Source organism: Microbacterium paludicola (assembly GCF_015235415.1).
Taxonomy (GTDB): domain Bacteria; phylum Actinomycetota; class Actinomycetes; order Actinomycetales; family Microbacteriaceae; genus Microbacterium; species Microbacterium paludicola.
Genome location: NZ_JADGLL010000031.1, coordinates 1 through 24,229 on the forward strand (window position 1 = coordinate 1; position 24,229 = coordinate 24,229).

A 24,229-nucleotide genomic window follows, 5' to 3' on the forward strand; every position below is an offset into this window, starting at 1 on the left:
GGCTTGATCCGGATGCGGCGGCGGAGCACGCGCCGGCGGGAGCTCGAGGCGGCCCCGACTACCCTGGAACCCATGCTCAACATGGCCGACGGTGTCGCGCGTCTCGGCGACCTGGCGGCCTCGCCCGTCGTGGCGACGCTCGCCCGCGCCTTCGCCGACGCCGGGCACGACCTCGCGATCGTCGGCGGCCCCGTGCGCGACGCGCTGCTCGGACGCAGCACGCACGACCTCGACTTCACGACGGATGCGCACCCCGACGACATCCTGCGGATCGTGAAGCCGATCTCGACCGCGCAGTGGGACATCGGCCGCGCGTTCGGCACGATCGGCGCCCGCGTGCAGGGTGAGCAGGTCGAGATCACCACCTATCGCGCCGACAGCTACGACGGCGTCACTCGCAAGCCGACCGTCGAGTTCGGCGACACGCTCGAGGCCGACCTGGTGCGGCGCGACTTCACGGTCAACGCGATGGCGCTGCGGGTCACCGAGGTCAAGCTCGTCGACCCCACCGGCGGCGTCGAGGACCTGCTCGCCGGCGTCCTGCGCACCCCCATCGACCCGCGCATCAGCTTCGGCGACGACCCGCTCCGGATGCTGCGCGCCGCCCGCTTCTCTTCGCAGCTCGGCTTCGAGGTCGAGGAGGGGACGCTCGCGGCGATCGAGGAGCTGCGCGGCACCCTCTCGATCGTCAGCCCCGAGCGCATCCAGGGCGAGCTCACGCGCCTGCTGGGAACGGACGATCCGGTGCGCGGCATCCGCGTCCTCGTCGAGACCGGGCTGATGGAGGAGTTCCTCCCCGAGGTGTCCGCCCTGCGCCTCGAGGTCGACGAGCACCACCACCACAAGGACGTCTACGAGCACTCGCTCACGGTGCTGCTGCAGGCGATCGAGCACGAGGGCATCCGGTTCCCCGATCAGGAGCCGGATGTCGCGCTGCGCCTTGCCGCTCTGCTCCACGACATCGGCAAGCCGCGCACGCGCAAGCTCGAGAAGGGCGGCGCGGTCACGTTCCACCACCACGACATCGTGGGGGCGCGGATGGCGCGCAAGCGCCTGCAGGCGCTGCGCTTCGACGGCGCGACGATCGACGCGGTGTCCCGGCTGATCGAGCTTCACCTGCGGTTCTTCGGCTACGCCGAGGGCGCCTGGACCGATGCCGCCGTGCGGCGGTACGTGCGGGACGCGGGCGACCAGCTCGAGCGGCTTCACATCCTGACGCGCGCCGACGTCACCACGCGCAACAAGCGCAAGGCCATGCGCCTGGCGTCGGCCTACGACGACATCGAGGCGCGGATCGTGACGCTGCGCGAGCAGGAGGAGCTCGACTCCATCCGGCCCGAGCTCGACGGCAACCGCATCCAGGAGGTGCTCGGCATCTCCCCCGGGCCGGAGGTGGGCCGGGCGTACAAGTTCCTGCTCGACCTGCGTCTCGACGAGGGCGTGCTCGGGCCGGAGGAGGCCGAGAGCCGCCTGCGGCAGTGGTGGGCCGCGCAGGCCTGACGCGGACACCCGCTCAGCCGCGGAACGACGCGGCACGCCTCCCGGAACGGAAGGGGCGAGTCGGATAGGCTCTGACTTCGACTTCCCGTCCTCTCGCCGCCGACCCCCCGGGCGAGAGGCGATGCCGCCACGAACAGCACTGCGAGGCTCGAACGTGACCGACTCCCCCGTTCCGGACGCCCCCCGGAAGCCGTTGCGCGTCCTCATCGGAGCCGACACCTTCCACCCCGACATCAACGGCGCCGCCCGCTTCGCCGAGCGCCTCGCCGCCGGGCTCGTGCAGCGCGGGCACGAGGTCCACGTCGTGGTGCCGAACACCCGGTACCGCGACGAGCCTCACCGCACCGAGACCATCGAGGGCGTGCAGATGACGGTGCACCGCCTGCCGTCGGTCAAGCTGTGGTGGCACGAGTGGCTGCGGTTCGTGTGGCCGTGGCGCGCGAAGCACCACGCCCGCCGCGTGCTCGATCGCGTCAAGCCCGACGTCGTGCACAGCCAGTCGCACATCGTCGTCGGCCGCGGCCTCACGCGCGAGGCGCGCAAGCGCGGCATCCGCGTCGTCGCGACGAACCACGTGATGCCCGAGAACATCCTCGACCACACCACGCTCCCCGAGTGGGCGAACCGGATCCTGGTGAAGCTCGCGTGGGCCGATGCGAAGCGCACGTTCGGGATGGCCGCGGCGATCACCACCCCGACGCGTCGGGCGGCCGACTTCCTCGAGAAGACGATCGACATCGCCGGCGTGATCCCCGTCAGCTGCGGCATCGACCGCACGCAGTACACCCCCGATCTCGGGCCCCGCACCGAGAACCGGATCGTCTTCGTCGGCCGGATCACGGCCGAGAAGCAGGTGGATGTCATCCTGCGCGCGGTCGCGAAGCTCGACCCTGCGCTCGACGCGAAGCTCGACCTCGTCGGCCAGGGAGACCAGGAGCCGGCGCTGCAGCAGCTCGCCGAGGACCTCGGGATCAAGGATCGCGTGTCGTTCCACGGCCGGTCGAGCGACGAGCACCTGCGGGCGACGCTCACGAAGGGCGCGGTCTTCGCGATCGCGTCGATCGCCGAGCTCCAGTCGATCGCGACGATGGAGGCGATGGCGTCGGGCCTGCCGATCGTCGCCGCCGACGCCGTCGCGCTGCCGCACCTCGTTCACGAGGGCGAGAACGGCTATCTCTTCGCGCCGGGCGACTCCGACGAGCTCGCCGCCAAGCTCACGAAGGTGCTGACCGCGAGCCCCGAGGACCGGCTGCGCATGCAGCAGGCGTCGCTCGACGGCGTGCTCGTGCACGACATCAACCGCACGCTCGACACCTTCGAGGCGATCTACCGCGGCGAAGCGCTGCCGGCCTGAGCCCGAGGGATCCGCAGCTCATGCACGTCGTGATCTTCGCGGATCAGCACGTCGAGTCGCTCGGCGGCGCCCAGGTCTCGACCCGGCTGCAGCGCCGCTACCTCGAGCGGGCGGGACACACCGTGACGATCGTCGCGCCGCGGCGGCATGGCGCGCGAGCGGTGGTGAACGCCGACGATCCGGCGTATCTCGACCTTCCCTCGATCCCGATCACCCTCGACCGCGAGTACTCGTTCACGTGGCCCGGTCGCGCGGCCGACCGCGCGATCGACCGCGGGATGACCGAGCGTCTGGCGCCCGACGTCGTGCACGTCCAGGCCGACTTCTGGGGCGCGTTCCTCGGCTACCGCTTCGCCGCGCGCCACGGGCTGCCTGTTGTGCACACGATGCACAACCGCGTGGATGTCGGAATCGAGGCGACGGCGCCATTCCCGGGGCTTGTGCTGCGCGCGCTGAACGGCTGGCGCCGCGCCGTGCTGCGGGGTCTGCCGGGAGGCGCGGCGACCGGTGCCGACGGCTGGGCGTACCTGCGCGGACTCGCGCGCGGGGCGCGCGCCGTGACCGCGCCATCGAGTCATTTCGCCCGGCGTCTCGAGGCGCACGGGGTCTTCGACGCCGTCGACGTGGTGTGGAACGGGATCGACGACGAGGTGTTCGACCGCGTGCGCGCCGAGGCGCCGGCCGAGCGAGCCCCGGGCCCGCCGCGCTTCGTCTGGCTCGGGCGGATGAGCCCCGAGAAGCGGCTGCTGCCGTTCCTCGAGGCGCTCGCGCAGGCACACGTCGAGTGCGAGGTCGAGCTGATCGGCGGGGGCGGGCAGCTCGCCGCCGCGCGCAAGCTCGTGGACGCGCACGGCATGCAGGATCGCGTGCGCTTCGCCGGCAAGCTCGCCTACGACGAGACGCTGCGCCGGATCGCGGCGGCCGATGCCCTCGTGCAGACGTCGATCGGCTTCGAGACGCAGGGGATGACGCCGTTCGAGGCGGCATCGCTCGGCACGCCCGCCGTGATCAGCGATCCGGACATCGCCGACGAGATCGGCGAGGGAGTGTGGCGCGTGGAGGCGCCCGCCGACGAGCAGGGGCGGATCCGCGCGCTCGCCGCGGCGCTCTCCCGGGCCGCGGCCGACATCGCCGCGGGAACGGCGCCCGTGCCCGACCCCGGGATGCCGGCGAGGTTCCGCCAGTCGTCCCGCACGGCAGCGATGGTTGAGGTCTACGGGCGCGTCGCCACCGGTCGCTGAGCCCGGCACGAGCGTCAGCGGTTTCAGCGCACCAGGCGCCGGGGATCCGTGCGCAGCGCGCGGTAGCCGTCGACGTGCACCTCGTGCACGGTGGCGGCGACCGCGACGACCGACAGGATCGCGAGAAGGATGAGAAGGATCATGGCAGTCATCCTGCGCTTGCGCGGATCCTGCCAACAGTGGCAGGATCGCCATAACCCGCAGGAATACTGCCACCCTCACTCCATCCCTCAGGAGCCCCTCATGAAGACCGTCGCGTGCATCGTGCAGGAGGGGTTCGCGCCCTTCGAGTTCGGCGTCGCCTGCGAGGCGTTCGGCCTCGACCGCACGGCGGAGGGGATCGAGAAGTTCGACTTCCGCATCGTCACGCCCGACCCGGGAGCCGTCACATCCAATCTCGGCTTCTCGATCAACGTGACCGACGACCTGACCTTCGCCGAGACCGCCGACCTCGTGGTGGTCTCGACGCAGCCGAAGTCGGCGTGGGGACGGATCGACACCCGGGTCGCCGCCATCCTGCGCTCCGCCGTCGAGCGCGACGCGTGGATCCTCAGCGTCTGCAGCGGCGCGTTCGTGCTCGCCGCCGCGGGCATCCTCGACGGTCGCCGTGCGACGACGCACTGGCTGTACGCCGACACGATGGCGCGGATGTACCCGCGGGTCGAGGTGGATCCCGACGTGCTCTACGTGCAGGACGGCCGCATCATCACAAGCGCCGGCACCGCGGCCGGGCTCGACGCCTGCCTGCACTTGCTGCGCCAGGAGCTCGGCGCCGAGGCGGCCAACCGCATCGCGCGCCGGATGGTGGTCGCCCCGCAGCGCGAGGGAGGCCAGGCGCAGTTCATCCTGAAGCCGATGCCCGACCAGACCGGCCTCTCGCTCGCGCCGGTCGCCGACTGGGCCGTCGCCAACCTCCACCGCGACCTCACCGTCGAGCAGCTCGCCAACCGGGCGCACATGTCGCCGCGCACCTTCGCGCGCCGGTTCAAGGCCGACTACGGCACGACGCCGGCGGCGTGGCTCGCGCGTCAGCGCATCATCCAGGCGCAGCGGATGCTCGAGGAGACCGAGTGGGGCCTCGACCGCATCGCCGACGAGTGCGGCTTCGGATCGGCGGCGGTGCTGCGCCAGAACTTCTCGCGGGTGCTCGGCACCACGCCGACGGCCTACCGCGCGCGGTTCGCCTGCCCGCCCGAGACGAAGAAGGCCCGCGAGGTCGTCGCGGCCTGACCGCCCGTGCCCAGCGCGGGGGTCAGCGGCTGAAGAGCTGCACGACTGTCGGGTACACCCCGGCCCACAGCGCCTGCTGGATCAGCACGAACATGCAGTACCCGAGCGCGATGGCAGCGAGCCCCTTGCGGGGGTGCCGGAGGCCGAGCAGCGCGCACGCCGCGCCGGCGAGCGAGAGCACAAGCGAGACGATCGCGACGACGGCGCTCACCGTGGCGTACGACCACTGCAGCTCGTACGACAGGATCGGCAGGAAGCTGCTCGCGGCGCTGAGGAGGATGAGCGCGCCGACGATGCAGATCGCGACGATCGCGAAGGTGTTGGCGCGTACCGGAGGCGCGGCGGGGGCGTAGGGCTCGGCGGTCATCCGTTGCTCCTCACAGCACCGAGGTCGCGGCGTGGATCATGAACTCGAGGATCGTGACGAAGCCCGAGATCACGGGGACGAGGCCCACGCCGACGGAGACGCCGGCGAGCACGAACCGCGCGCGCGACGCCATCCCGATCGACCCGGCGACGATGGCGCCGATCCCCAGCAGGGCGCTCGCGAGCTGGGTCGGCAGCGACGAGAGCCCGACGGTCGTCGGGTCGCCCGAGCTGATGGCCGCGGCCAGGACGAAGACCGCGACGAACCCCAGCAGCACGACTCCCGCGGCGAACCCGGCGGCGACGAGTGACGCGACGCCCCGGCTCGCGGGTTGCGCGGCGGGGGCGTTCCATGCCGCGGGCGGCGGCGGGTACTCGGGTGCGGTCACGGGGTCAGGCTAGCGAACGCCGAGGTCAGAGGAACAGCAGGATCGCGGCCAGGGTCGCGAGCGGGGCGAAGGCTCCGACGGCGATGCAGACGAGGCCCCTGCGCCGCGATGAGCCGAAGAACACGCCGATGCCGCCGAGGACGATCGCGACGGTTCCCGCGAAACCGGCGATCGCGAGGCCGAGCATCACGCCCATGTGCGCGACCCCGTGGACGAACAGGAGGGGGTACAGGGCGTACAGCAGGCCGAACACCGCGATGCCGGCGGCGACCTGCGCGGGCGTGATGACCATGCTGCCGACGTGCGGCCGCGACGGTCGCGCGGGAAGTCGCGGCGACGGGAGCGTGGTCATCCCTCCAGGATGGCGGCCGCGGCGCCGCCTGTCTGTCCACCGTTAGGAGGGCACGCCGTCGTCCGAGGCGTCTTCCGCGACCCGCCTCGATCCGATAAACTTGAGCGAAAGCGACTCAAGTTTGCAGGGCTTCGGAGGCGGCAGTGGCAGAGCAGCAGCAGGATCAGCAGAGCGCACTCGAGCAGTTCGGCATCGACCTGACCGAGCGCGCCCGACAGGGGAAGCTCGACCCCGTGATCGGACGCGACGGCGAGATCCGGCGCGTGAGCCAGGTGCTCACCCGCCGCACGAAGAACAACCCCGTGCTGATCGGCGAGCCCGGCGTCGGCAAGACCGCCGTGGTCGAGGGCCTCGCGCAGCGCATCGTCGCGGGCGACGTGGCCGAGAGCCTGAAGGACAAGCGCCTGATCAGCCTGGACATGTCGGCACTCGTCGCCGGCGCGATGTACCGCGGCCAGTTCGAGGAGCGGCTGAAGAACGTCCTGAAGGAGATCACCGAGTCGGAGGGCCAGGTGATCACCTTCATCGACGAGCTTCACGTGCTGATGGGCGCCGGCGGCGGAGAGGGATCCGTCGCGGCGTCGAACATGCTGAAGCCCATGCTCGCGCGCGGCGAGCTGCGCCTGATCGGCGCGACGACGCTGAACGAGTACCGCGAGTTCATCGAGAAGGACGCCGCTCTCGAGCGCCGCTTCCAGCAGGTGTACGTGGGCGAGCCGTCCGTCGAGGACACGGTCGCCATCCTGCGCGGGCTCAAGGGCCGGTACGAGGCGCACCACGGGGTGACGATCACCGACGGCGCGCTCGTCGCGGCCGCGGCGCTCAGCAACCGCTACATCCCGAGCCGGCAGCTGCCCGACAAGGCGATCGACCTGATCGACGAGGCGATGAGCCGCCTGAAGATGGAGATCGACTCCTCCCCCGTCGAGATCGACCAGCTCAAGCGCCAGGTCGACAGGATGCGGCTGGAGGAGCTCGCGCTCAAGAAGGAGAAGGATCCTGCGTCGAAGGAGCGACTCGCCAAGCTGCGCGAGCAGATGGAGGAGTCCTCGCGCGAGCTGGCCGAGCTCGAGGCGCGCTGGGCGCGCGAGCGCGGCGGCCTGAACCGCGTCGGCGACCTCAAGAAGCGCCTCGACGAGGCGGTGACCGAGCGCGACCGCGCCCTGCGCGAGGCCGACTACGCGAAGGCGTCGAAGCTTCAGTACGAGACCATCAAGCAGCTCGAGGAGCAGCTCGCCGAGGCCGAGCGCCTGGCCGAGGCCGGGGCCGACGAGCCGCGGATGGTGAACGAGCAGGTCACCGACGACGACATCGCCCAGGTGATCGCGTCGTGGACGGGCATCCCCGTCGGGCGGCTGCTGCAGGGCGAGACCGAGAAGCTGCTTCACCTCGAGGCCGAGCTCGGCCGGCGCCTCATCGGGCAGAAGGAGGCGGTGGGCGCGGTGTCCGACGCCGTGCGCCGCTCGCGCGCGGGCATCAGCGACCCGAACCGTCCCACGGGCTCGTTCCTGTTCCTCGGCCCCACGGGCGTGGGAAAGACCGAGCTCGCCAAGGCGCTCGCCGAGTTCCTGTTCGACGACGAGCACGCGATGGTGCGCATCGACATGTCCGAGTACGGCGAGAAGCACTCGGTCTCGCGCCTCGTCGGCGCCCCTCCCGGCTACGTCGGCTACGAGCAGGGCGGGCAGCTGACGGAGACGGTCCGCCGCCGTCCGTACAGCGTCGTGCTGCTCGACGAGGTCGAGAAGGCCCACCCCGAGGTGTTCGACGTGCTGCTGCAGGTGATGGACGACGGTCGCCTCACCGACGGACAGGGCCGCACCGTCGACTTCAAGAACGTCATCCTGATCCTGACGTCGAACCTCGGCTCGCCGATCCTGATCGACCCGACGCTCTCGGCCGAGGTCAAGCGCGAGCAGGTCATGCACCTCGTGCGGCAGGCGTTCAAGCCCGAGTTCGTGAACCGCCTCGACGACATCGTGATGTTCCAGGCGCTCACGCAGGACGACCTCGCGCAGATCGTCGAGCTGCAGGTCGACCTGCTGCAGCGCCGACTCTCGACCCGCCGCCTCACGCTCGCCGTCACGCCGGATGCCCGCGCCTGGCTTGCCGAGCGCGGCTACGACCCGGTGTACGGCGCGCGCCCCCTGCGCCGCCTCATCCAGACCGAGATCCAGGATCGGCTCGCGCGCGCGATCCTGTCGGGCGGCGTCCGCGACGGCGACACCGTGCGCGTGGACGTGGCGAGCGACGGCTCTCAGCTCACGCTGGTGAGCGAGGGGCAGGCGCCCGCGGCGGACGAGGACGACGACGTGATCGACGCCGAGATCGTCGAGGACTGAGCGGCAGCGCTGGGGCTCAGCCCTCGGGTGCGGGGGCTCAGACGTCGACCGTGCGGAGCGGGGCGCCGGCGATGCCGGCCTCCGCGCGGAACAGTGCCCCCGCGTTCGGGTCCTCGTGCGGCTCGAGGCCCTCGCGCGACGTCGTGATGTACAGCGTCGTGCCGTCCGGGCCGCCGAGGGCGCAGGACGTGACCTGCGCGGCGCCGACGTCGACGACCTCGGTCAGCGTCCCGTCGGCGTCGTAGCGACGCACCGCCGAGCCGCCGTGGAGCGCGACCCACACGCCGTCCTCGACGTCCAGGCACAGGCCATCCGGGCTGCCGACTCCCTCCGGGAGCGTGACGAAGGGGCGGCGCTCCCCCAGCTCGCCGTCCTCCACGTCGAAGACGTCGATGCGGCCGGTCGGGGTGTCGTTGAAGTACGCGCGGCTGCCGTCGGCGGTGAAGCCGAGGCCGTTCGAGATCGTGAGGCCGCCGAACAGGCGCTCGGTGGAGCGATCCGTGTTCAGCCGCCACATCGCGGCGGACCCGGGCTTCGGGTCGTACGCCATCTGCCCCGCGAGCAGCCGGCCCCGGGGGTCGACGGTGCCCTCGTTGAAGCGGATCGGGCCCTCCCACAGATCGGGCGTGACCCACTCTCGGCGGTCGTGTGCGTCGTACGCCGCGAACGCGCGCTCGGTGGCGACGATGAAGCCGCCCGCGGTGCGCGGGCGCAGCAGCGCCGCGACGGGCGAGTCGACGTGAAGCCGGGAGACGTCGCCGGTGCTCTCGTCGAGCGACAGGATGTCGCCCGCGAGCATGTCGACGAGGCGCAGGCCGCCCCATCCGTCGTGCCAGACCGCGCCCTCGCCGTGGTATGTGATCGGTGCGGTGATCTGCTCGGCGCGGGGCATCGGTCCTCCTCGGATCGCGGGTGGCGGCCGTGACCATTCTGTCGCGGCGCCCGGGCCTCGCGTACGGCAGGATGTCGCCATGGGGGAAGAACCGCAGCAGAGCGTGCCCGCGCGGGGGCCGCTGTTCGATCCGCCCCGCGCCGTCGTGCCGGGGCTGCCCGAACTGTTCGGCGGCGGGCTCGGCGCGAACGCGGCGCCCGTCGCCGCGCCGCAGGAGCTGCCGCGGATCGAGCTCCCGGCCCTCCGGCTGCCGGCGCCCGCCGAGCCGGCGGGTGCGGTTCAGCCTCCCGGATCCGGCGCGCCGTGGGCGCGGGAGATCGCGGATGCGGCATCCGGCGTCGACATGGGCGCCGCTCTCGGGGCGCTGAAGAAGGGCGACATCCGGGGCGCGCTTGCGCAGATCGGCGGATCGGCGAGCGAGATCGCGGCAGCCGACACACCCGCCGAGTTCGCGGCGGGGCTGGGCGAGACGGCGAGCGGGCTCCTGACCGAGGAGCAGCGCGCGCGGCTGGTGGCTCAGCGCGATCGGCTCACGCGCTCGGGCGAGGGGCTCGCGGCGCGCATCTCGACAACGGCCGAGGGATCCGCGCTCGTCGAGGCCGTGCGCGGCGATCTGCGCGACGGCGACTGGCAGTCGACGCGGCAGGCGGCCGCGACCGCGGCGCGCACCGCTGCCCGCCGCGCGGCGGGCACGGCGGCGCAGAAGGCGGCACGGGGGTTCGGGATCGCAATGATCGCCGTCGGAACCGTGGCGGTGCTGCTCGTGCTGGGGTTCCTGCAGGACATGTGACCGGGCGCTGGATCGGGCGCGGCGCAGCGGACGACGAGGGGCCGGCGGGATGACTCCCGCCGGCCCCTCGTGACGCGCGCGATCAGGCGTTGACGATGAGCGACTCCGCGATCGGGCGGCGCGTGCGCGGGGCGGTCTCGCGCTCGCGCAGGGCCTCGGGCAGGGCGTCGAGATCGCCGAACTCACCGAGGGCGGTCACGGTGAACGGCCGCTCGTTCTGCGGCAGGCCGAAGTGCGCGGCGACGGCGGCGGGGTCGAAGCCCGTCATCTGGTGCACAACGAGGCCGTCGTGGTGGGCCTGCACCGACAGGTGCGCCACGGCCTGGCCGAGGTCGTACAGCGCGGTGGGGATCTCGTTGCCCGCGGCGTCGTGCGTGGTGGCGACGGCGACGATCAGGACGGCCGCGGCGGGCGCCCAGGCCTGGTTGAAGCCCATCAGCGACGCGCTGATCGCGGCGTGCTCGGGGGTGCCGCGGCGGGCGACGATGAACTTCCACGGCTGGATGTTGTTGGCCGAGGGCGACCAGCGTGCGGCCTCGAGCGCGCTCGAGAGCTTCTGCTCGTCGATCGGCGCGGTGGCGTCGAAGGCGCGGGGGCTCCAGCGTCCGGCGAGGACGTCGAGGACCGGGTGGTCGGTGGTCGCGGTGCGGTCGAACGTGGCAGCGTCCATGTGATTTCTCCTCGGGTTCGGGATGGTCAGGGCGCCGTTGCCCACGGGATGCAAGGCCCGCGCGGCAGATTCTATTCCGGTGAATCGAGTTGGTCCCGAATACGACGAAGGCGCGTGACCTCCGGGGAGAGCACGCGCCTTCGTGTGTGCGGGTCAGCCGCGCAGGGCGTCCTTGAGCTTCACGCGTGCGCCCATCCGCAGCAGCGAGTTCTCGTAGATCTTGGCGCCGAGGCCGATCACCACGAAGCAGGAGGCGAGCAGGATGACGAGCGACAGCAGCGGCTCCCACCACGTCGCCTCGCCGAAGAAGAGCCGGATCGGCATCGCCACCGGCGCCGAGAACGGCACGTACGACATCACCGTCATCGCGACGGGGTTGTCCCCGAGGAACAGCACGAGGAAGTACGGGATCATCGTCAGGTACATCACGGGGGTCAGCGTCGGTCCCGAATCCTCCTGGCGGGACACGAGCGATCCGGCCGCCGCGAACATCGCCGCGAGCAGCAGGAAGCCGAAGACGAAGAACACCGCGAACCACACGAGCGGCGCGCCGAGGCCCTGCAGCAGCCCGGTCTGACCCGTGAGCACAAGGCCGACCACGGCGACCGCGACGAGCAGCAGGATCTGCCCGAACGCGAGGATCGTGTTGCCGAGCACCTTGCCCGCGAGCAGGACGCGGGCCGGGATCGCCGAGATCAGGATCTCGATCACGCGGGTCTGCTTCTCCTCGATCACGCTCATGCTGATCGGCGAGCCGAAGGTGATCGCCGACATCATGAACACCACGCCGAAGATGACGCCGAGCAGGTACCGCATCGGGCCCTCGCCGTCGGCATCCGGATCGAGCAGCTCGACCGTCGGCGCGACCGACAGCAGCGACACCAGCGAGTCGGGTGCCTCCTTGTCGGCGAGCAGCAGCACGCCCGTCGGCGACTGCGCGTCGGGGAGCAGCGCCGCCTCGACCTCGCCGTCGGCGACGAGCGCCTCGGCCTCGGCGCGATCCGCGACCTCGGTGACCTCGATGGCCTCGACCTCCGGGAGCTGACCGGCGACATCCGCCGTGGCGGCGACCTCGATCGTGCCGGCGGAGCCCGCCTGGAACCCCGACCACAGGATGCCGCCGAGAGCCAGGACGAGCAGGATCGCCGTGGAGATCAGGAACGAGCGGCTGCGGAGCTTGCCGCCGATCTCGCGCTCGGCGACGAGCCACACGCCCTGGGCGGGCGTGAGCGACGCCTCGGGGCGGGCGGCGGTGGTGCGTGTGGTGGTGGGAGTGCTCACTGGATGACCTCCTTGAAGATCTGCGCGAGAGAGGGGCGCTGAGGCGAGAACGAGGCGACGTCGCCGCGCTCGAGGGCGGCGCGGAGCACGCGCTGGGCGGACGCGTCGTCGTCCGCGTCGAACACCGCCCATCCGCTGTCGAAGTCGACGACCTCGATGCCGGGCTGCTCGCGCAGCCAGCCCGCGTCGGCGGAGGAGACGAGCTCGAAGCGGCGCGACGCGTGCCGGTTGCGAAGCTCGTCGCGCGATCCGTTCGCCCGGATGGTGCCGCCGGCGATGATGACGAGGTCGTCGCAGAGGCGCTCGACGACATCCAGCTGGTGCGACGAGAACAGGACCGACACCCCGGCGGCCGCGCGCTCCTGCAGGACGCTCGCGACGACATCCACCGCGAGGGGATCCAGGCCCGAGAACGGCTCGTCGAGGATCAGCACCTCGGGGTCGTGCACGAGCGCGGCCGCGATCTGGGCGCGCTGCTGGTTGCCGAGCGAGAGGGCCTCGACGTTGTCGTTCATCCGCTCCCCCAGGCCGAGCCTGTCCAGGATCGCCCGCGCGCGGGTGGTGGCGTCGTCCTTCGTGAAGCCGTGGAGGCGCGCGAGGTAGACGATGTGCTCGAGCACCCGCATCTTCGGGTACAGCCCGCGCTCCTCCGGCATGTAGCCGAAGCCGCGGCGGTCAGCGGCCGTGAGCGGGGCGCCGTTGAGCGTCACCTCGCCGCGCTCGTGGGCCAGCAGGCCGAGGATGATCCGCATGGTGGTGGTCTTGCCGGCGCCGTTGCCGCCGACGAACCCGGTGAGGCGACCCGGCGCGATGTCGAACGACACGTCGTCCAGCACCCGCCGCTCGCCGTAGCTCTTCTCGATCCCGCTGAGCGTCAGCATCCGCTGCCCCTTTCGTCCATGCAACTCACGCTAGGCAGGCGGCGCGGCCTCGGGATCCCCCCGAGGGTGGATCTTGCCTCTCCCCCGCGCGGCGGGGGCGCCGAGGTGGGCTCCGTCGGGAGCGAGATCGGTGCCGAGCGGCCCTCATTCGCGCGGGAGTGGGCCGATCCGCACCGACGTGGGCGCTGGCGCGCGGCGGCGGGGGCTCGGTGGCGCTCAGGCGAGCCCGTGGCGGTGGGCGTAGACGACCGCGGCGACGCGGTCTCGCGCGCCCAGCTTCTGCAGGACGTTCGACACGTGCGTCTTGACGGTCGCTTCGCCGATGAAGAGGCGCTCGGCGATCTCCGCGTTGCTGAGCGCCTCGGCGAGCAGCCGCAGCACCTCCCGCTCGCGGTCGGTCAGGCCGGGATCCGGCGCGCTCGCCGCGGTGGCGGGGCGCGCGTGGCGCTCGATGACCCGGCGCGTGACCTCAGGCGCGAGCAGCGCGTCGCCGGAGGCGACCACCCTGACCGCCGCGACGAGCTCCTCGGGGCCGGCGTTCTTCAGCAGGAAGCCGCTCGCGCCGGCATCGAGCGCGGCGAACAGGTAGTCGTCGCGGTCGAAGGTTGTCACGATCAGGATGCGCGGCCGCCGATCCTGGGACAGGATCCGGCGGGTCGCCTCGATGCCGTCCATGTCGGGCATCTGCACGTCCATCAGCACAACATCCGGGGCGATCTCCTGCGCGGCGGCGACCGCCTGCCGGCCGGTCGCGGCCTCGCCCGCGACCTCGATTCCCGACGCCTCGAGGATCGTCCGGAAGCCCATGCGCATCGTGGCATGGTCGTCCACGATCAGGACCCGCGGGGTCACGACGCGTCTCCGCGCGGCACCGGCACTCGCACCCTCACCAGGTAGCCACCGCGATCGCGGGGCCCGAACTCGAGCGAGCCGCCGGACGCGATGGCGCGCTCCCGCATGCCGAGCTGGCCGAGACCCGCGCGCGCGCCGGGACGCGCGCGGCCCGTGTTCGTGACCTCGAGCTCCACGGCGTCGCGGTCATACCGCAGCCGCATGTCGGCCGTCACGTCGGGCCCCGCGTGGCGCCGGGCGTTCGTGAGCGCCTCCTGCGCGATGCGGTAGAGGTTCACGTGGATGGTCTCGGGCACCTCCAGCGGCTCCCCCACGACGGTGAACGACGTGGGCGTCCCCGCGGCGGTCATCTCGTGCGCAAGCTCGGCGAGGCCCTCGAGGCGCAGCGTCGAGGCGGTCTCGTCGACGCCTCCGGGGGCGCGGAGCGTGTCGAGCAGGAGGTGCAGCTCGTCGATCGCTGAGCGTGCGGACTGCTCGACCGATGTCAATATGCTGCGTGCGGCATCCGGGTCTCTGTCAAGCACCGTGCGGGCGGCTCCCGCCTGCACGCCCATGGCGGACACGTGGTGCGCGACCACGTCGTGAAGCTCACGGGCGATGCGGATCCGGTCGAGCGTCACCGCCTGCGCGGCGGACATCTCGCGCTCCTCCTCCAGCTCGCGGGTACGGCGGCGCAGGGCCTCGCGGTCGCGGGCCGCGGCGTGCGCGCGATCCCCCATGTAGTACGCACCGCCGAAGTATGCGACGTTCACGAGCCACAGGATGAGCATGTAGGCGACGTAGGGCGAGAACGCGCCCGCGAACTCGGGCGTATGCTCCTCCGGCTGCACGGCGCCGAGATATGTCGTCACGAGCATCCAGACGAACATCCCGGCCATGATCAACAGGCGGCCGATGGCGGCGCGCCGCCGGTCGTCCATCCACGCGCCCACCGTGTAGAAGGCGATGAACATGGTCACCTGGCTGACGTACAGCTCGGCCATCTCGAAGGACACACCCGCGAAGTACGCGGCTGAGATCAGGACCGCGACCGCGATCGGATAGCGCCGGCGCATCGCGAGAGGCAGCGTCGTGAGCGCGGCGAACAGGAGCGGCCAGGCGCCGGCGTCGTCACGGAACGCGAACATCTGCGAGACCGCGTTCAGTGCGACGCTCAGCACCGCGCTGACGAAAAGACCGCTGGCGAGCAGGACGTCCGTCCGCAGGTCACGCGCGGTCGGGCGTTCGCGCGCCGTCGCATCGGGGGCAGCCCGAAGCGCGGGCGCAGGGGATTCACGCGTGAGGAGCGCCATCCCTCCACGCTACGGATCCGGCGGAGCGTCGTCCTCCCCCGCGCGGTGGAAACCTCGCTGGCGGGCTCTTGACGTGCTACTTGCTTTTTGCAAGCAGGGCCGCGTCGGCAGCTCCGCCCCGGACGCGGCCGACGGCACCCACTCGCAACGAAGCAGGAGAGAGAGCACGCATGGCCACCAACATCTTCGTCAACCTGCCGACGGCCGATCTGCCGAAGGCGAAGGAGTTCTACAGCTCCCTCGGCGCCGAGATCGTGCCGGAGTTCACGGACGACAACGCCGCCTGCGTGAAGTGGGACGACAACGTCTTCTTCATGGTCCTGACCAAGGAGTACTTCGGCACCTTCACCGACAAGACGGTCGTCGATCCTGCCGGTTCGGCACAGGTCATCACGGCGATCAGCCGCGACTCGCGTGAGGACGTCGACACCATCCGCCAGGCCGTGCTCGACGCGGGCGGCAGCGAGCACAAGGACCCGCAGGACTACGGGTTCATGTACTCCGTCAGCATGGCCGACCCCGACGGCAACATCATCGAGTTCCTCTGGATGGACCCGGTCGCCGCCGAGAAGGGCCCCGAGGCCTATATGGCGGAGGCGACGGAGCAGGCTGGGGCCTGATCGATTGGCAACGCGCAGCTACGGGCAGTACTGCGGCGTCACGACGGCCGTCGAGCTGGTCGGGGAGCGGTGGGCCCTGCTCATCGTCCGCGACCTGCTCGTCGGGCCGCGCCGCTACACCGACCTGAAGCAGGGGCTGCCGAGGATCCCGACCAACATCCTCAGCACGCGGCTGAAGGAACTGCAGGAGGGCGGCGTTGTGCGCCGGGTGCCGATCCCGCGATGCGGCCTCGTCTATGAGCTCACGGAGTACGGCCGTGAGCTCGAGCCGATCGTGCTGGCGCTCGGACGTTGGGGGTTCCAGCGGATGGGCGACCCGGGAGAGGGCGACGTCGTGACGCCGGATTCCCTCACCATGGCGCTGCGGACAGCGTTCCGACCGGAACGCGCGGTCGACATGCCCGAAACGACATACGAGCTGCGGATCGGATCCGTGACGCTCGGTGTGCGCGTGTCGGCCGGTCAGCTCCAGGTGGGCGAGCTGGAGGTGTGGCAGATCGCGCCTCCGGCACCGCCGGTCCGAGGAGCGCTGCCATCCGGCGAGCCCGATGTGCGCATCGCGGCAGGACCCGGCATTCGCCGCCTCATCTCGGGGGAGCTGTCGCCGCAGGACGCCGTCGCCAAGGGGCACCTGCATGTCGTCGACGGGGATGCCGCGCTGCTCGATCGGTTCGCCGCCACGTTCCACATCTCGCCGGGGATCGCTGCCTGAGGATCACGCCGTGTTACGCCGGGGGAGCCGGTACCGAACCGCCCCGGTGAGACTGGATGGATGACCCGCCCCCTCATCGGCATCTCGGCTCCGCTGCGCAGGCTCGACACCGAGCACGGGACCGACCTTCCCTACGCGGCACTCGGCACCGACTACATCGAGGCCGTCGAGGCCGCGGGCGGCATCCCGATCGTGCTGCCGCCGATCGGCGATCCCGCGCAGCTTGCCGCGCGGCTGGACGGCCTCGTGCTCTCCGGTGGGGGAGACGTCGATCCGACCCGTTACGGTGGCCGTCCGGAGCCGGGCGTCGAGTACAGCGCGCAGCGCGACGGGTTCGAGCTCGAGCTCGCCCGCGCCGCGCGGGATCTGAACATCCCGACGCTCGGTATCTGCCGCGGGCACCAGGTCGTGAACGTGGCCCTGGGTGGCACGCTCGTCGTCGACCTCGGGACGACGTCGGTTCACGCCCCGCTGCTCGACGCGGAGCGCCAGTTCCGCGTGCGCCACGACGTGACGCTCGCCCCCGACAGCCGCCTCGCCGGGGTGTACGGCGTCACGCGTCGGGCCGTGAACTCGCTTCACCACCAGGCAGTCGGTCGGGTCGCCGAAGGCCTTGTCGCCGTCGCGCAGGCGGACGACGGCGTGGTCGAGGCAGTCGAGGCGACGGACGGATGGGACTACGTCGGCGTCCAGTGGCACCCCGAGAAGCTGTCGGCCCCGGAGGAGTGGGCGTTCGAGCTGGCGCTGTTCCGGCGCCTCGTCGCGGCGGCCTCGGCAGGCTCGCCGGCGTTCGAGGTTGTGCTCACCGCCTGACGGCTGACGCGTGGCGCTGGTCGCCGATCAGCCGAAGATCATCGGGAAGTCGTCGTCCTCGGCCTCATTCGGAAAGTCGAGATCGACGACCACCGGCACGTGGTCGCTGGGGGCGTCGCCCTTGCGCTCGTCGCGGTGGATGGCGGCGCCGGTCACCGCGTCGGCAAGCGCGCGCGATCCGAGGATGAAGTCGATGCGAAGGCCCTGGTTGCGCGGGAACTTCAGGGCCTTGTAGTCCCAGTAGGTGTAGCCCTCGGGCACCAGCGGGCGCACGACGTCGCTGACTCCGGCCGACTCGAGGGCCGCGAAGGCCTCGCGCTCGGCGGGGGAGACGTGGGTAGTCACTCCCTCGACCACCTGGGGGTCGCCGTTGTCGGCGTCGGTCGGCGCGATGTTGTAGTCGCCGACCAGGGCAAGCGGCAGATCCGGCCGAGCGGTGAGGGTCTGCCGCGTGTACTCCTCGAGCGCCTTCAGCCAGTGGAGCTTGTAGGTGTAGTGCGGGTCGTGCAGCGAGCGTCCGTTGGGCACGTACAGGCTCCACACGCGAACGCCGCCCACCGTGGCGCCGATGGCACGCGCCTCGAGCGGGGCATCCGGCCCGTCGTGATCCTTCAGGAAACCGGGCATTCCCGGGAAGGAATACTCCACGTCCTCGATCGGCTCGCGGCTCGCGATCGCGACGCCGTTCCACTGATTCAGGCCGTGCGCCTCGACGTGGTAGCCCGCCGCCTCGAACTCGGCGTAGGGGAACTGCTCGGGCTTGCACTTGATCTCCTGCATCGCCAGCACGTCGATGCTCTCGCGCTCGGCGAAGGCGACGATGCGTCCGACGCGGGCGCGGATCGAGTTCACGTTCCAGGTGGCAAGCCGCATGGATCCAGCCTAGATCGGGGCACCGACGTCGCTCGCACGCGGGCGTCTCAGCCGGCGCGGACGGGCGGTCGTGATCGGCGCCTCGTGATGGCGTTGGGCGCGGGGCGGTAGTGGCCGCGGGGGTCGATCCAGGGGGGTGCTTTGGTCTCGACGATGCCGCGGTTGATCCGGATTCCCCATCCGGAGCGTTCGAGGTTGTGGTGGTGCCACCAGCAGAGCATCACGCCGTTGTCGGTGTGGGTGGGTCCGCCTTTGGCGTGGTCGGTGACGTGGTGGATCTCGCACCAGGATGCCCGGATTGTGCAGCCGGGGATGACGCAGCCGCCGTCGCGGGCGGCGATTGCCTTGCGCTGGTGGGTGTTGAACAGGCGTTCCTTGGTGCCGAGGCGGATGATGCGTCCGGCGTTGTCGAAGACGATCTTCTGAACTGCTCCGGTGCAGGCGATCCGGTGGGCGATGCTCGCCGGCACGGGGGTCTGGATGCCGTCGATCGACGCCACCCCGGTCGGGGAGAGGAGGTCCTCGGCCGCGACATGCACAAGCAGTGTGGGGGCCGCGCCGCCGAGGGTGGGGGTGTCCTCGGCGCGGGCGGCGGTCTGGATGGCGGCGTGGAGGATGTCGTGCCGCTTCTGGGCGGGGGTCCGCTCGTCGGGGACGACCTCGTCCTGCCCCCACGGCTCGCCGGCCTCGGTGTCGGCGGGGTGGGTGCCGAACCTCACGGCGGGGTTGCTGTGCGCATCGAACAGCATCTGCAGCGCGCCGGCCGCTTCCGGGGTGACGTCTCCGCGCACCGGGTGGACGCCGTTGCGGAGGGCACCGATGGTGAACCCACGGCGCTTCGCGGCTTCCTCCGCGGACGGCTCCAAGCCGTCCTGATCCAGTGACAGCCCGATCGCGAGCACCTGTGCTCTCACCTCGTCGAACGTCCGCGGCTGCACCGGATCGGTGGCCTGCCCGACGAGCCACGCCTCGGCGTCGGCCAGCCGTACGGGGTCGGCGCGGTGGGCGACCCTCGCGAGCATCTTTCCGATCAGCCCGGCCGTCTCGAGTCCGAGCGTCCCGTCCTCCAGCGCTGCGCCGATCGCGGGGTGTTCGGCCGGCAGCTCCTCGCCGGTGAGCGCGAACCGGGGCCGCGTGCGCTTGTCCAGCACGATCCGCGCACGTACCGTCGCGGAAGACACAAGAGTCAGTCTCTCCAGCAGCTCGATCCCGTTGCGGCACCCGTGCAGGGCGGACAGGCACTCCTCGGCCATCAGATCCGACCTGGCATCCACTTCGCCGGCGGCCCGCACCCGCAGCCCGTCCACGAGCCGCCCGAGGGCCTCGACCTCCCGTGTGAAGGCGACGACGTCCGCATCAGCCAGCGCGCCGACCTGCGCGAAAACGCCATCCAGGGCACCGGCCGCGGCGGCGACCGCCTCGCGAGGATCGCGAGACGGATCTTCGAACCACGGGGTCGCCGCCATGTACCGAGACTAGAACCAACCACCGACATTGTGATCGGCGCGGTTCCGTGACGCCTGTCTGATCCGGCGTCAGCCGCCTGGCGCCGGATCGTGCGCGTCTATGAACGCGATGAGCTCGGCGCTGATGCGTTCCGGCTGCTCGAACGGCAGCGAGTGGGTGCCGTCCCAGGCCTCGATCCGGATGTCGGGGACATGCGCACGAGCGCGCTTGAGCGCCGCGGCGGCGTCGGTCACGGTGCTCTGCCTCGCCGCACCTCGGAGGTGTCCCTCGCTCCCTGGTTTCCGATCACTGTCGCTGCGTCGAGGCCTTCGCCGCCCGCGCGAGCGGAGGAGAATCTGCCCGCGGGAGGAGGTCCGAGCCTCGAACGTCCTGCGATCGGCGCAACCTCCTCCGCCCGCGGCCTGGCGCGGCGGGCGGCGTCGGTAGGGTCGTCAGCATGGTGGCGCCCGATCTCGACGTGACGGTCGAGCTCGCGCGAGCGCTGCTCGCCGAGCAGCATCCGGACCTGGCGGAGTTGCCGCTCGCCACCCTCGCGAACGGATGGGACAACAGCGTTCTGCGACTCGGTGAGGAGCTGGTGTTGCGCCTGCCGCGGCGCGAGGCGGCGGCCCAGCTCGTCATCCACGAGCAGCGCTGGTTGCCGGAACTGGCACGGACGCTGCCCGTGGAGGTGCCCGTGCCTGTGAGAGCGGGCAGACCGAGCTCCGCGGCCGGATATCCGTGGGCGTGGTCGGTGCTGCCGTGGATCGACGGAGCGCGCGTCGCCGACCTCCCTCCGAGGGAGCGGCGTCACCTGGCAGCACCGCTGGCGGAGTTCCACCGTGCGCTGCATGTGCCGGCACCTGCGGCCGCCCCGGCGAACCCCGTACGGGGCGTGCCACTGCTGAGGCGCGCCGAGGCGTTCCGCACCCGCCTCGAGCGCGGACTCGTACCGGAACCCAACCGGCTGCAGGCGCTGTTCGACCGCTGCGCCGCGAGCCCGCGATGGATGGGGCCGCCGATGTGGCTGCATGGCGATCCGCATCCAGGCAATCTGCTTGCGACCCCCGCCGGCGGCCTGGCCGTGATCGACTTCGGCGATCTCACGGCCGGCGACCCAGCGACCGATCTGGCTGTGGCATGGCTCGTCTTCGACACGAAGGGACGCCACGACTACCGTGCTCACCTCGCGGATCTCCACCCGCTTGACGACCCGGTCTGGATCCGCGCATACGGGTGGGCGCTCAACATGGCGACCGTCACCTTCGAGTCCACGGCGGCCGACGGTTGGATGCTGCAGATGGGAGAGCACGCGCTCGCCGAGCTGCTCTCGGAGGCGTAACCGACGGAACGCCCGCGCGAGCGGAGGAGCATGTGCCCGACGGAGGAGATCCGAGCCCCGAACGTCCTGCGATCGGCACATCGTCCTCCGGCCGCGGCCCTACGTGACGGGTCGATCCAACCTCCGGTCATCAGCGCCCGGGTGGAGGCCGCCCGGGCGCGCCCTCCTAGACTTGGGCGCATGGCCGCATCCGAGTCTCCCGCCGTCGAAGTCGACCGCCAGGCCCTCATCCGCCTCATCCAGGACGAGGCGGTGTTCCACGGTGACTTCACGCTCTCGAGCGGCAAGAAGGCGACGTACTACGTCGACATGCGCAAGCTCACGCTCGACCACCGTGCGGCGCCCGCGATCGGACGGATCATGCTCGACCTGATCGCGGACATCCCGGATGTCGTCGCGGTCGGCGGCCTGACGCTCGGCGCCGACCCCATCGCGAACGCGATCATGCACGAGTCGGCGCGCACCGAGCGTCCGCTTGACGCCTTCGTCGTCCGCAAGGAGCCGAAGGATCATGGCCGCGGCCGCCAGATCGAGGGCGCCGACGTCAAGGGCAAGCGGGTCGTTGTGGTCGAAGACACCTCCACGACCGGCCAGTCGGCCCTGAAGGCGGTCGAGGCATTGCGCCGCGAGGGCGCGGAGGTCGTCGCCGTCGCCGTGATCGTCGACCGGTCGACGGGAGCGCAAGCCGCGATCGAGGCCGAGGGTCTCGAATGGCGCGCTGCGATCGGCCTCGCCGACCTCGGCCTCGACCCGCAGTGAGCGAGACCATGGCCCGTTATGCGCTCGCCCTCGACCTCGGGGGCACGAAGCTCGACGCGGCGCTCGTCGCGGAGGACGGATCCGTCCTCGCCGCGAGCCGCAACCGTCGCCCCACGGGACGCGCCGCGACGCCGGCAGACCTCGAGTCGGCCATCGCCGAGACGGCGGCGCACGCCCTCGCCCGCCTGCCCGAGGACGCGGAGTTCGTCGGCGTCGGCATCGGCAGCGCCGGGCCCGTCGACGTCGCGACCGGCGCGATCCACCCGGTGAACATGCCGCAGCTGCACGGCTTCGGCCTCGCCGACGCGGCGCGCCGCGCCGTCGCGGGCGTGCTGGGGCACGACGACTTCGCCACCCGCCTGCGCCACGACGGCGGATGCCTCGCGCTCGCGGAGTCGTGGATCGGCGCGGCCGCCGGATCGCGCGCGTCGCTGTCGATCGTGGTGTCGACGGGCGTCGGCGGCGGCATCGTCGTGGACGGCGCGCCCATCGGCGGTGCCTCGGGCAACGCGGGGCACCTCGGCCAGATGGTCATCGGCGAGCTGACCCTCGAGGAGCTCGCATCGGGCCCGTCGAGCGTGCGCTGGGCGCAGGGCGAGGGATGGTCCGGCGAGACCGGTGAGGACATCGCCCGCGACGCCGCGGCCGGAGACAGGATCGCGCGTGCCGCGATCGAGCGGTCCGCCGCCCTGGTGGGACTCGGGCTCGCCAACGCCTCCACTCTGCTGGATCTCGACGTGATCGCCATCAGCGGCGGGTTCTCGCGCGTCTCCGACGACTACGTCGACCTGGTGGCCGCCGCCGTGCGGCGCACCGCGGTGCTTCCCTACGCGCAGGCCACGCGCGTCGTGCGCAGCGCCCTCGGCGACGAGGGCCCGCTCGTGGGCGCCGCGGCGCTCGTCCTGCGCTGACCGCCGGCTCGAGGGCGCGGGCTTAACCGGGCGCCGAACAGCGCCCGGACGGTCGTCAGGCCGTCAGCGCGCGCCGGGTGAAGGGCGACGGGTCGCCGAGCGCGAACGCGCTCTCGAGCACCTGACATCCGGCGCCCACCGCGGCGGCGTCCGGCCCGAGGGCCGAGTCGACGATCGAGACCGGATGCGGGAGCACGAGCGCGGTCGAGGCGGCGACGCGGGAGCGCACGCCCTCGAGGGTGTGCCGCGCCGCCTCGGCCCAGATCGGCCCGCTCATCACGACGGTGGACACGTCGAGCAGATTCACGATCTGCGTGACGGCCTCGGCGATGTGCTCGGCGAGCTCGTCGAGCAGGCCGCGCACTGCCTCGTCCGCGTCGGCGCGGTCGCACATCGCCGCGAATGCGATGGCGACCGCGGCGTGATCGGACGGGGCGACGGCCTCGCCCGCGCCCATCGCGGCGGCGGCGTTCACGATGCGCGCGGGCGACACGGCGTCGCCCAGGCAGCCCCGGCGGCCGCACTTGCACACCGGCCCGCCGCTCGACACGCGCAGGTGGCCGATGTCGCCGAGGTTCGCCGTCGCGCCGCGCAGCGCCGTGTGCTCCAGGGCGATGCCGAGGCCGACGCCCGATCCCATGTAGAACACGGCGAGATCTCCGCCCGCCTGCTCGTGTCCGCCGGCCCACAGCTCGCCGACCGTCGCCGAGGTGACGTCCTTCACCAGGACCGTCGGCATGTCGAAGGCGTCGGCGAGCGCGTCGCGCAGGGGAACGTCGTTCCAGCCGGGGAGCAGTGGCGGGTCGTTGACGCTGCCCCGTTCGATGTCGACCGGTCCGGGTGCGGCGACGCCGATGCCGATGATGCGGCGCGGGTCGACGTCTCCCTGCTCGATCAGCGACCGGGTCGTCGAGATCATGCTCTGCTCGACGTCGCCCGGCGCCTGGCCCCCCGGCGTCGCGGTGGAATGACGCGCGACCACGCGCCCGAGCAGGTCGACGATCGAATAGGTGATGCGCGCGGGATCGAGGTGGATGCCGATCGCGAGCCGCGCATCCGGCACGAGATGCAGGGTGGTGCGGGGCTTGCCGGGACCGGATGAGACCTTGTCTCCCTCGCGCACAAGCCCGCCGTCGAGGAGGCGGCGCGCGACGTTCGACACTGTCTGCGCCGAGAGGTCGGTCTGCGCGGTGATCTCGGTGCGGCTCACGCCGCCGGAGGCCCGTCGCACGATGTCGAAGACGACCGCCTGATTGAAGCCCCCGATGGTGGGGAGGTTGGCGCCTCGTCGTCGCATGAGGTCCTCGTCTCGTCCTATCCC

The 24,229-nt window shown here is 71.7% G+C and carries 25 protein-coding genes; 12 read left to right on the forward strand and 13 right to left on the reverse strand.

Features of this window, described 5'->3' with window-relative positions:
- Window positions 1-72: 72 nt before the first annotated feature.
- The 4 genes from IR155_RS11540 (at window position 73) to IR155_RS11555 (ending at window position 5,325) form a co-directional block, all read left to right on the forward strand.
- Complete coding sequence (locus IR155_RS11540) at window positions 73-1,500, forward strand: CCA tRNA nucleotidyltransferase (protein ID WP_135114977.1); 1,428 nt, start codon at window positions 73-75, stop codon at window positions 1,498-1,500.
- A 154-nt stretch (window positions 1,501-1,654) separates the two neighbouring features.
- Window positions 1,655-2,854: a glycosyltransferase gene (locus IR155_RS11545; protein ID WP_233441192.1), complete on the forward strand. Its 1,200-nt coding sequence runs from the start codon at window positions 1,655-1,657 to the stop codon at window positions 2,852-2,854.
- Window positions 2,855-2,874: 20 nt separating this feature from the next.
- Window positions 2,875-4,095, forward strand: a complete 1,221-nt coding sequence (locus tag IR155_RS11550) for a glycosyltransferase (RefSeq protein WP_135114979.1) — start codon at window positions 2,875-2,877, stop codon at window positions 4,093-4,095.
- A gap of 243 nt (window positions 4,096-4,338) precedes the next feature.
- The gene (locus IR155_RS11555; protein WP_135114980.1) at window positions 4,339-5,325 is read left to right on the forward strand and encodes a GlxA family transcriptional regulator; all 987 of its coding nucleotides are present in this window, start codon (window positions 4,339-4,341) and stop codon (window positions 5,323-5,325) included.
- 22 nt (window positions 5,326-5,347) lie between these two features.
- Here IR155_RS11555 and IR155_RS11560 read toward each other — a convergent pair whose 3' ends face one another.
- Genes IR155_RS11560 through IR155_RS11570 form a run of 3 tightly spaced genes read right to left on the reverse strand, consistent with a single transcriptional unit; the run spans window position 5,348 to window position 6,432 of the window.
- Complete coding sequence (locus IR155_RS11560) at window positions 5,348-5,692, reverse strand: hypothetical protein (protein ID WP_135114981.1); 345 nt, start codon at window positions 5,690-5,692, stop codon at window positions 5,348-5,350.
- 10 nt (window positions 5,693-5,702) lie between these two features.
- Complete coding sequence (locus IR155_RS11565) at window positions 5,703-6,080, reverse strand: hypothetical protein (RefSeq protein ID WP_135114982.1); 378 nt, start codon at window positions 6,078-6,080, stop codon at window positions 5,703-5,705.
- A gap of 25 nt (window positions 6,081-6,105) precedes the next feature.
- Complete coding sequence (locus IR155_RS11570) at window positions 6,106-6,432, reverse strand: hypothetical protein (protein ID WP_135114983.1); 327 nt, start codon at window positions 6,430-6,432, stop codon at window positions 6,106-6,108.
- A 143-nt stretch (window positions 6,433-6,575) separates the two neighbouring features.
- Here IR155_RS11570 and IR155_RS11575 point away from each other — a divergent pair, with 143 nt between their 5' ends.
- Window positions 6,576-8,774, forward strand: a complete 2,199-nt coding sequence (locus IR155_RS11575; protein WP_135114984.1) for an ATP-dependent Clp protease ATP-binding subunit — start codon at window positions 6,576-6,578, stop codon at window positions 8,772-8,774.
- Window positions 8,775-8,811: 37 nt separating this feature from the next.
- Here the strand turns inward: IR155_RS11575 and IR155_RS11580 are convergent, their stop codons facing one another.
- The gene (locus tag IR155_RS11580; protein WP_135114985.1) at window positions 8,812-9,666 is read right to left on the reverse strand and encodes an SMP-30/gluconolactonase/LRE family protein; all 855 of its coding nucleotides are present in this window, start codon (window positions 9,664-9,666) and stop codon (window positions 8,812-8,814) included.
- Window positions 9,667-9,745: 79 nt separating this feature from the next.
- Here IR155_RS11580 and IR155_RS11585 point away from each other — a divergent pair, with 79 nt between their 5' ends.
- Complete coding sequence (locus IR155_RS11585; RefSeq protein ID WP_135114986.1) at window positions 9,746-10,456, forward strand: hypothetical protein; 711 nt, start codon at window positions 9,746-9,748, stop codon at window positions 10,454-10,456.
- An 82-nt stretch (window positions 10,457-10,538) separates the two neighbouring features.
- Here the strand turns inward: IR155_RS11585 and IR155_RS11590 are convergent, their stop codons facing one another.
- From IR155_RS11590 to IR155_RS11610, 5 genes are all read right to left on the reverse strand, one after another.
- On the reverse strand, window positions 10,539-11,126 hold the full coding sequence (locus tag IR155_RS11590) for a nitroreductase family protein (RefSeq protein WP_135114987.1): 588 nt from the start codon (window positions 11,124-11,126) through the stop codon (window positions 10,539-10,541).
- A gap of 153 nt (window positions 11,127-11,279) precedes the next feature.
- Window positions 11,280-12,407, reverse strand: coding sequence for an ABC transporter permease (locus IR155_RS11595; RefSeq protein WP_135114988.1), 1,128 nt, complete (start codon window positions 12,405-12,407; stop codon window positions 11,280-11,282).
- On the reverse strand, window positions 12,404-13,288 hold the full coding sequence (locus IR155_RS11600; protein ID WP_135114989.1) for an ABC transporter ATP-binding protein: 885 nt from the start codon (window positions 13,286-13,288) through the stop codon (window positions 12,404-12,406). Before IR155_RS11600 ends, IR155_RS11595 begins: the two co-directional genes overlap by 4 nt.
- Before the next feature lie 216 nt (window positions 13,289-13,504).
- Window positions 13,505-14,140, reverse strand: a complete 636-nt coding sequence (locus IR155_RS11605) for a response regulator (protein ID WP_267899516.1) — start codon at window positions 14,138-14,140, stop codon at window positions 13,505-13,507.
- Complete coding sequence (locus IR155_RS11610) at window positions 14,137-15,432, reverse strand: sensor histidine kinase (protein ID WP_135114990.1); 1,296 nt, start codon at window positions 15,430-15,432, stop codon at window positions 14,137-14,139. Before IR155_RS11610 ends, IR155_RS11605 begins: the two co-directional genes overlap by 4 nt.
- A 170-nt stretch (window positions 15,433-15,602) precedes the next feature.
- Here IR155_RS11610 and IR155_RS11615 point away from each other — a divergent pair, with 170 nt between their 5' ends.
- Genes IR155_RS11615 through IR155_RS11625 form a run of 3 tightly spaced genes read left to right on the forward strand, consistent with a single transcriptional unit; the run spans window position 15,603 to window position 17,577 of the window.
- Window positions 15,603-16,052, forward strand: a complete 450-nt coding sequence (locus IR155_RS11615; RefSeq protein ID WP_135114991.1) for a VOC family protein — start codon at window positions 15,603-15,605, stop codon at window positions 16,050-16,052.
- Between the two features lie 4 nt (window positions 16,053-16,056).
- The gene (locus IR155_RS11620) at window positions 16,057-16,764 is read left to right on the forward strand and encodes a winged helix-turn-helix transcriptional regulator (RefSeq protein ID WP_135114992.1); all 708 of its coding nucleotides are present in this window, start codon (window positions 16,057-16,059) and stop codon (window positions 16,762-16,764) included.
- A 60-nt stretch (window positions 16,765-16,824) separates the two neighbouring features.
- Window positions 16,825-17,577, forward strand: coding sequence for a gamma-glutamyl-gamma-aminobutyrate hydrolase family protein (locus IR155_RS11625; protein ID WP_135114993.1), 753 nt, complete (start codon window positions 16,825-16,827; stop codon window positions 17,575-17,577).
- A gap of 27 nt (window positions 17,578-17,604) precedes the next feature.
- Here IR155_RS11625 and IR155_RS11630 read toward each other — a convergent pair whose 3' ends face one another.
- From IR155_RS11630 to IR155_RS11640, 3 genes are all read right to left on the reverse strand, one after another.
- Window positions 17,605-18,450, reverse strand: coding sequence for an exodeoxyribonuclease III (locus IR155_RS11630; RefSeq protein ID WP_135114994.1), 846 nt, complete (start codon window positions 18,448-18,450; stop codon window positions 17,605-17,607).
- A gap of 47 nt (window positions 18,451-18,497) precedes the next feature.
- Window positions 18,498-19,916, reverse strand: a complete 1,419-nt coding sequence (locus IR155_RS11635) for an HNH endonuclease signature motif containing protein (RefSeq protein ID WP_135114995.1) — start codon at window positions 19,914-19,916, stop codon at window positions 18,498-18,500.
- 69 nt (window positions 19,917-19,985) lie between these two features.
- Entirely contained in the window at window positions 19,986-20,150 is a 165-nt protein-coding gene (locus IR155_RS11640) for a hypothetical protein (protein ID WP_167760771.1), read from the reverse strand.
- A 203-nt stretch (window positions 20,151-20,353) separates the two neighbouring features.
- Between IR155_RS11640 and IR155_RS11645 the strand changes: the two genes are divergently transcribed.
- The 3 genes from IR155_RS11645 to IR155_RS11655 all read left to right on the forward strand — a co-directional run bounded on the left by IR155_RS11645 (window position 20,354) and on the right by IR155_RS11655 (window position 22,908).
- Window positions 20,354-21,238, forward strand: a complete 885-nt coding sequence (locus IR155_RS11645) for an aminoglycoside phosphotransferase family protein (protein WP_135114996.1) — start codon at window positions 20,354-20,356, stop codon at window positions 21,236-21,238.
- A 180-nt stretch (window positions 21,239-21,418) separates the two neighbouring features.
- Complete coding sequence (pyrE, locus tag IR155_RS11650; protein WP_135114997.1) at window positions 21,419-21,997, forward strand: orotate phosphoribosyltransferase; 579 nt, start codon at window positions 21,419-21,421, stop codon at window positions 21,995-21,997.
- Window positions 21,994-22,908, forward strand: a complete 915-nt coding sequence (locus tag IR155_RS11655; protein ID WP_233441193.1) for an ROK family protein — start codon at window positions 21,994-21,996, stop codon at window positions 22,906-22,908. Before pyrE ends, IR155_RS11655 begins: the two co-directional genes overlap by 4 nt.
- Window positions 22,909-22,963: 55 nt before the next feature.
- Here IR155_RS11655 and IR155_RS11660 read toward each other — a convergent pair whose 3' ends face one another.
- The gene (locus IR155_RS11660; protein WP_135114998.1) at window positions 22,964-24,205 is read right to left on the reverse strand and encodes an ROK family protein; all 1,242 of its coding nucleotides are present in this window, start codon (window positions 24,203-24,205) and stop codon (window positions 22,964-22,966) included.
- Window positions 24,206-24,229: the final 24 nt, after the last annotated feature.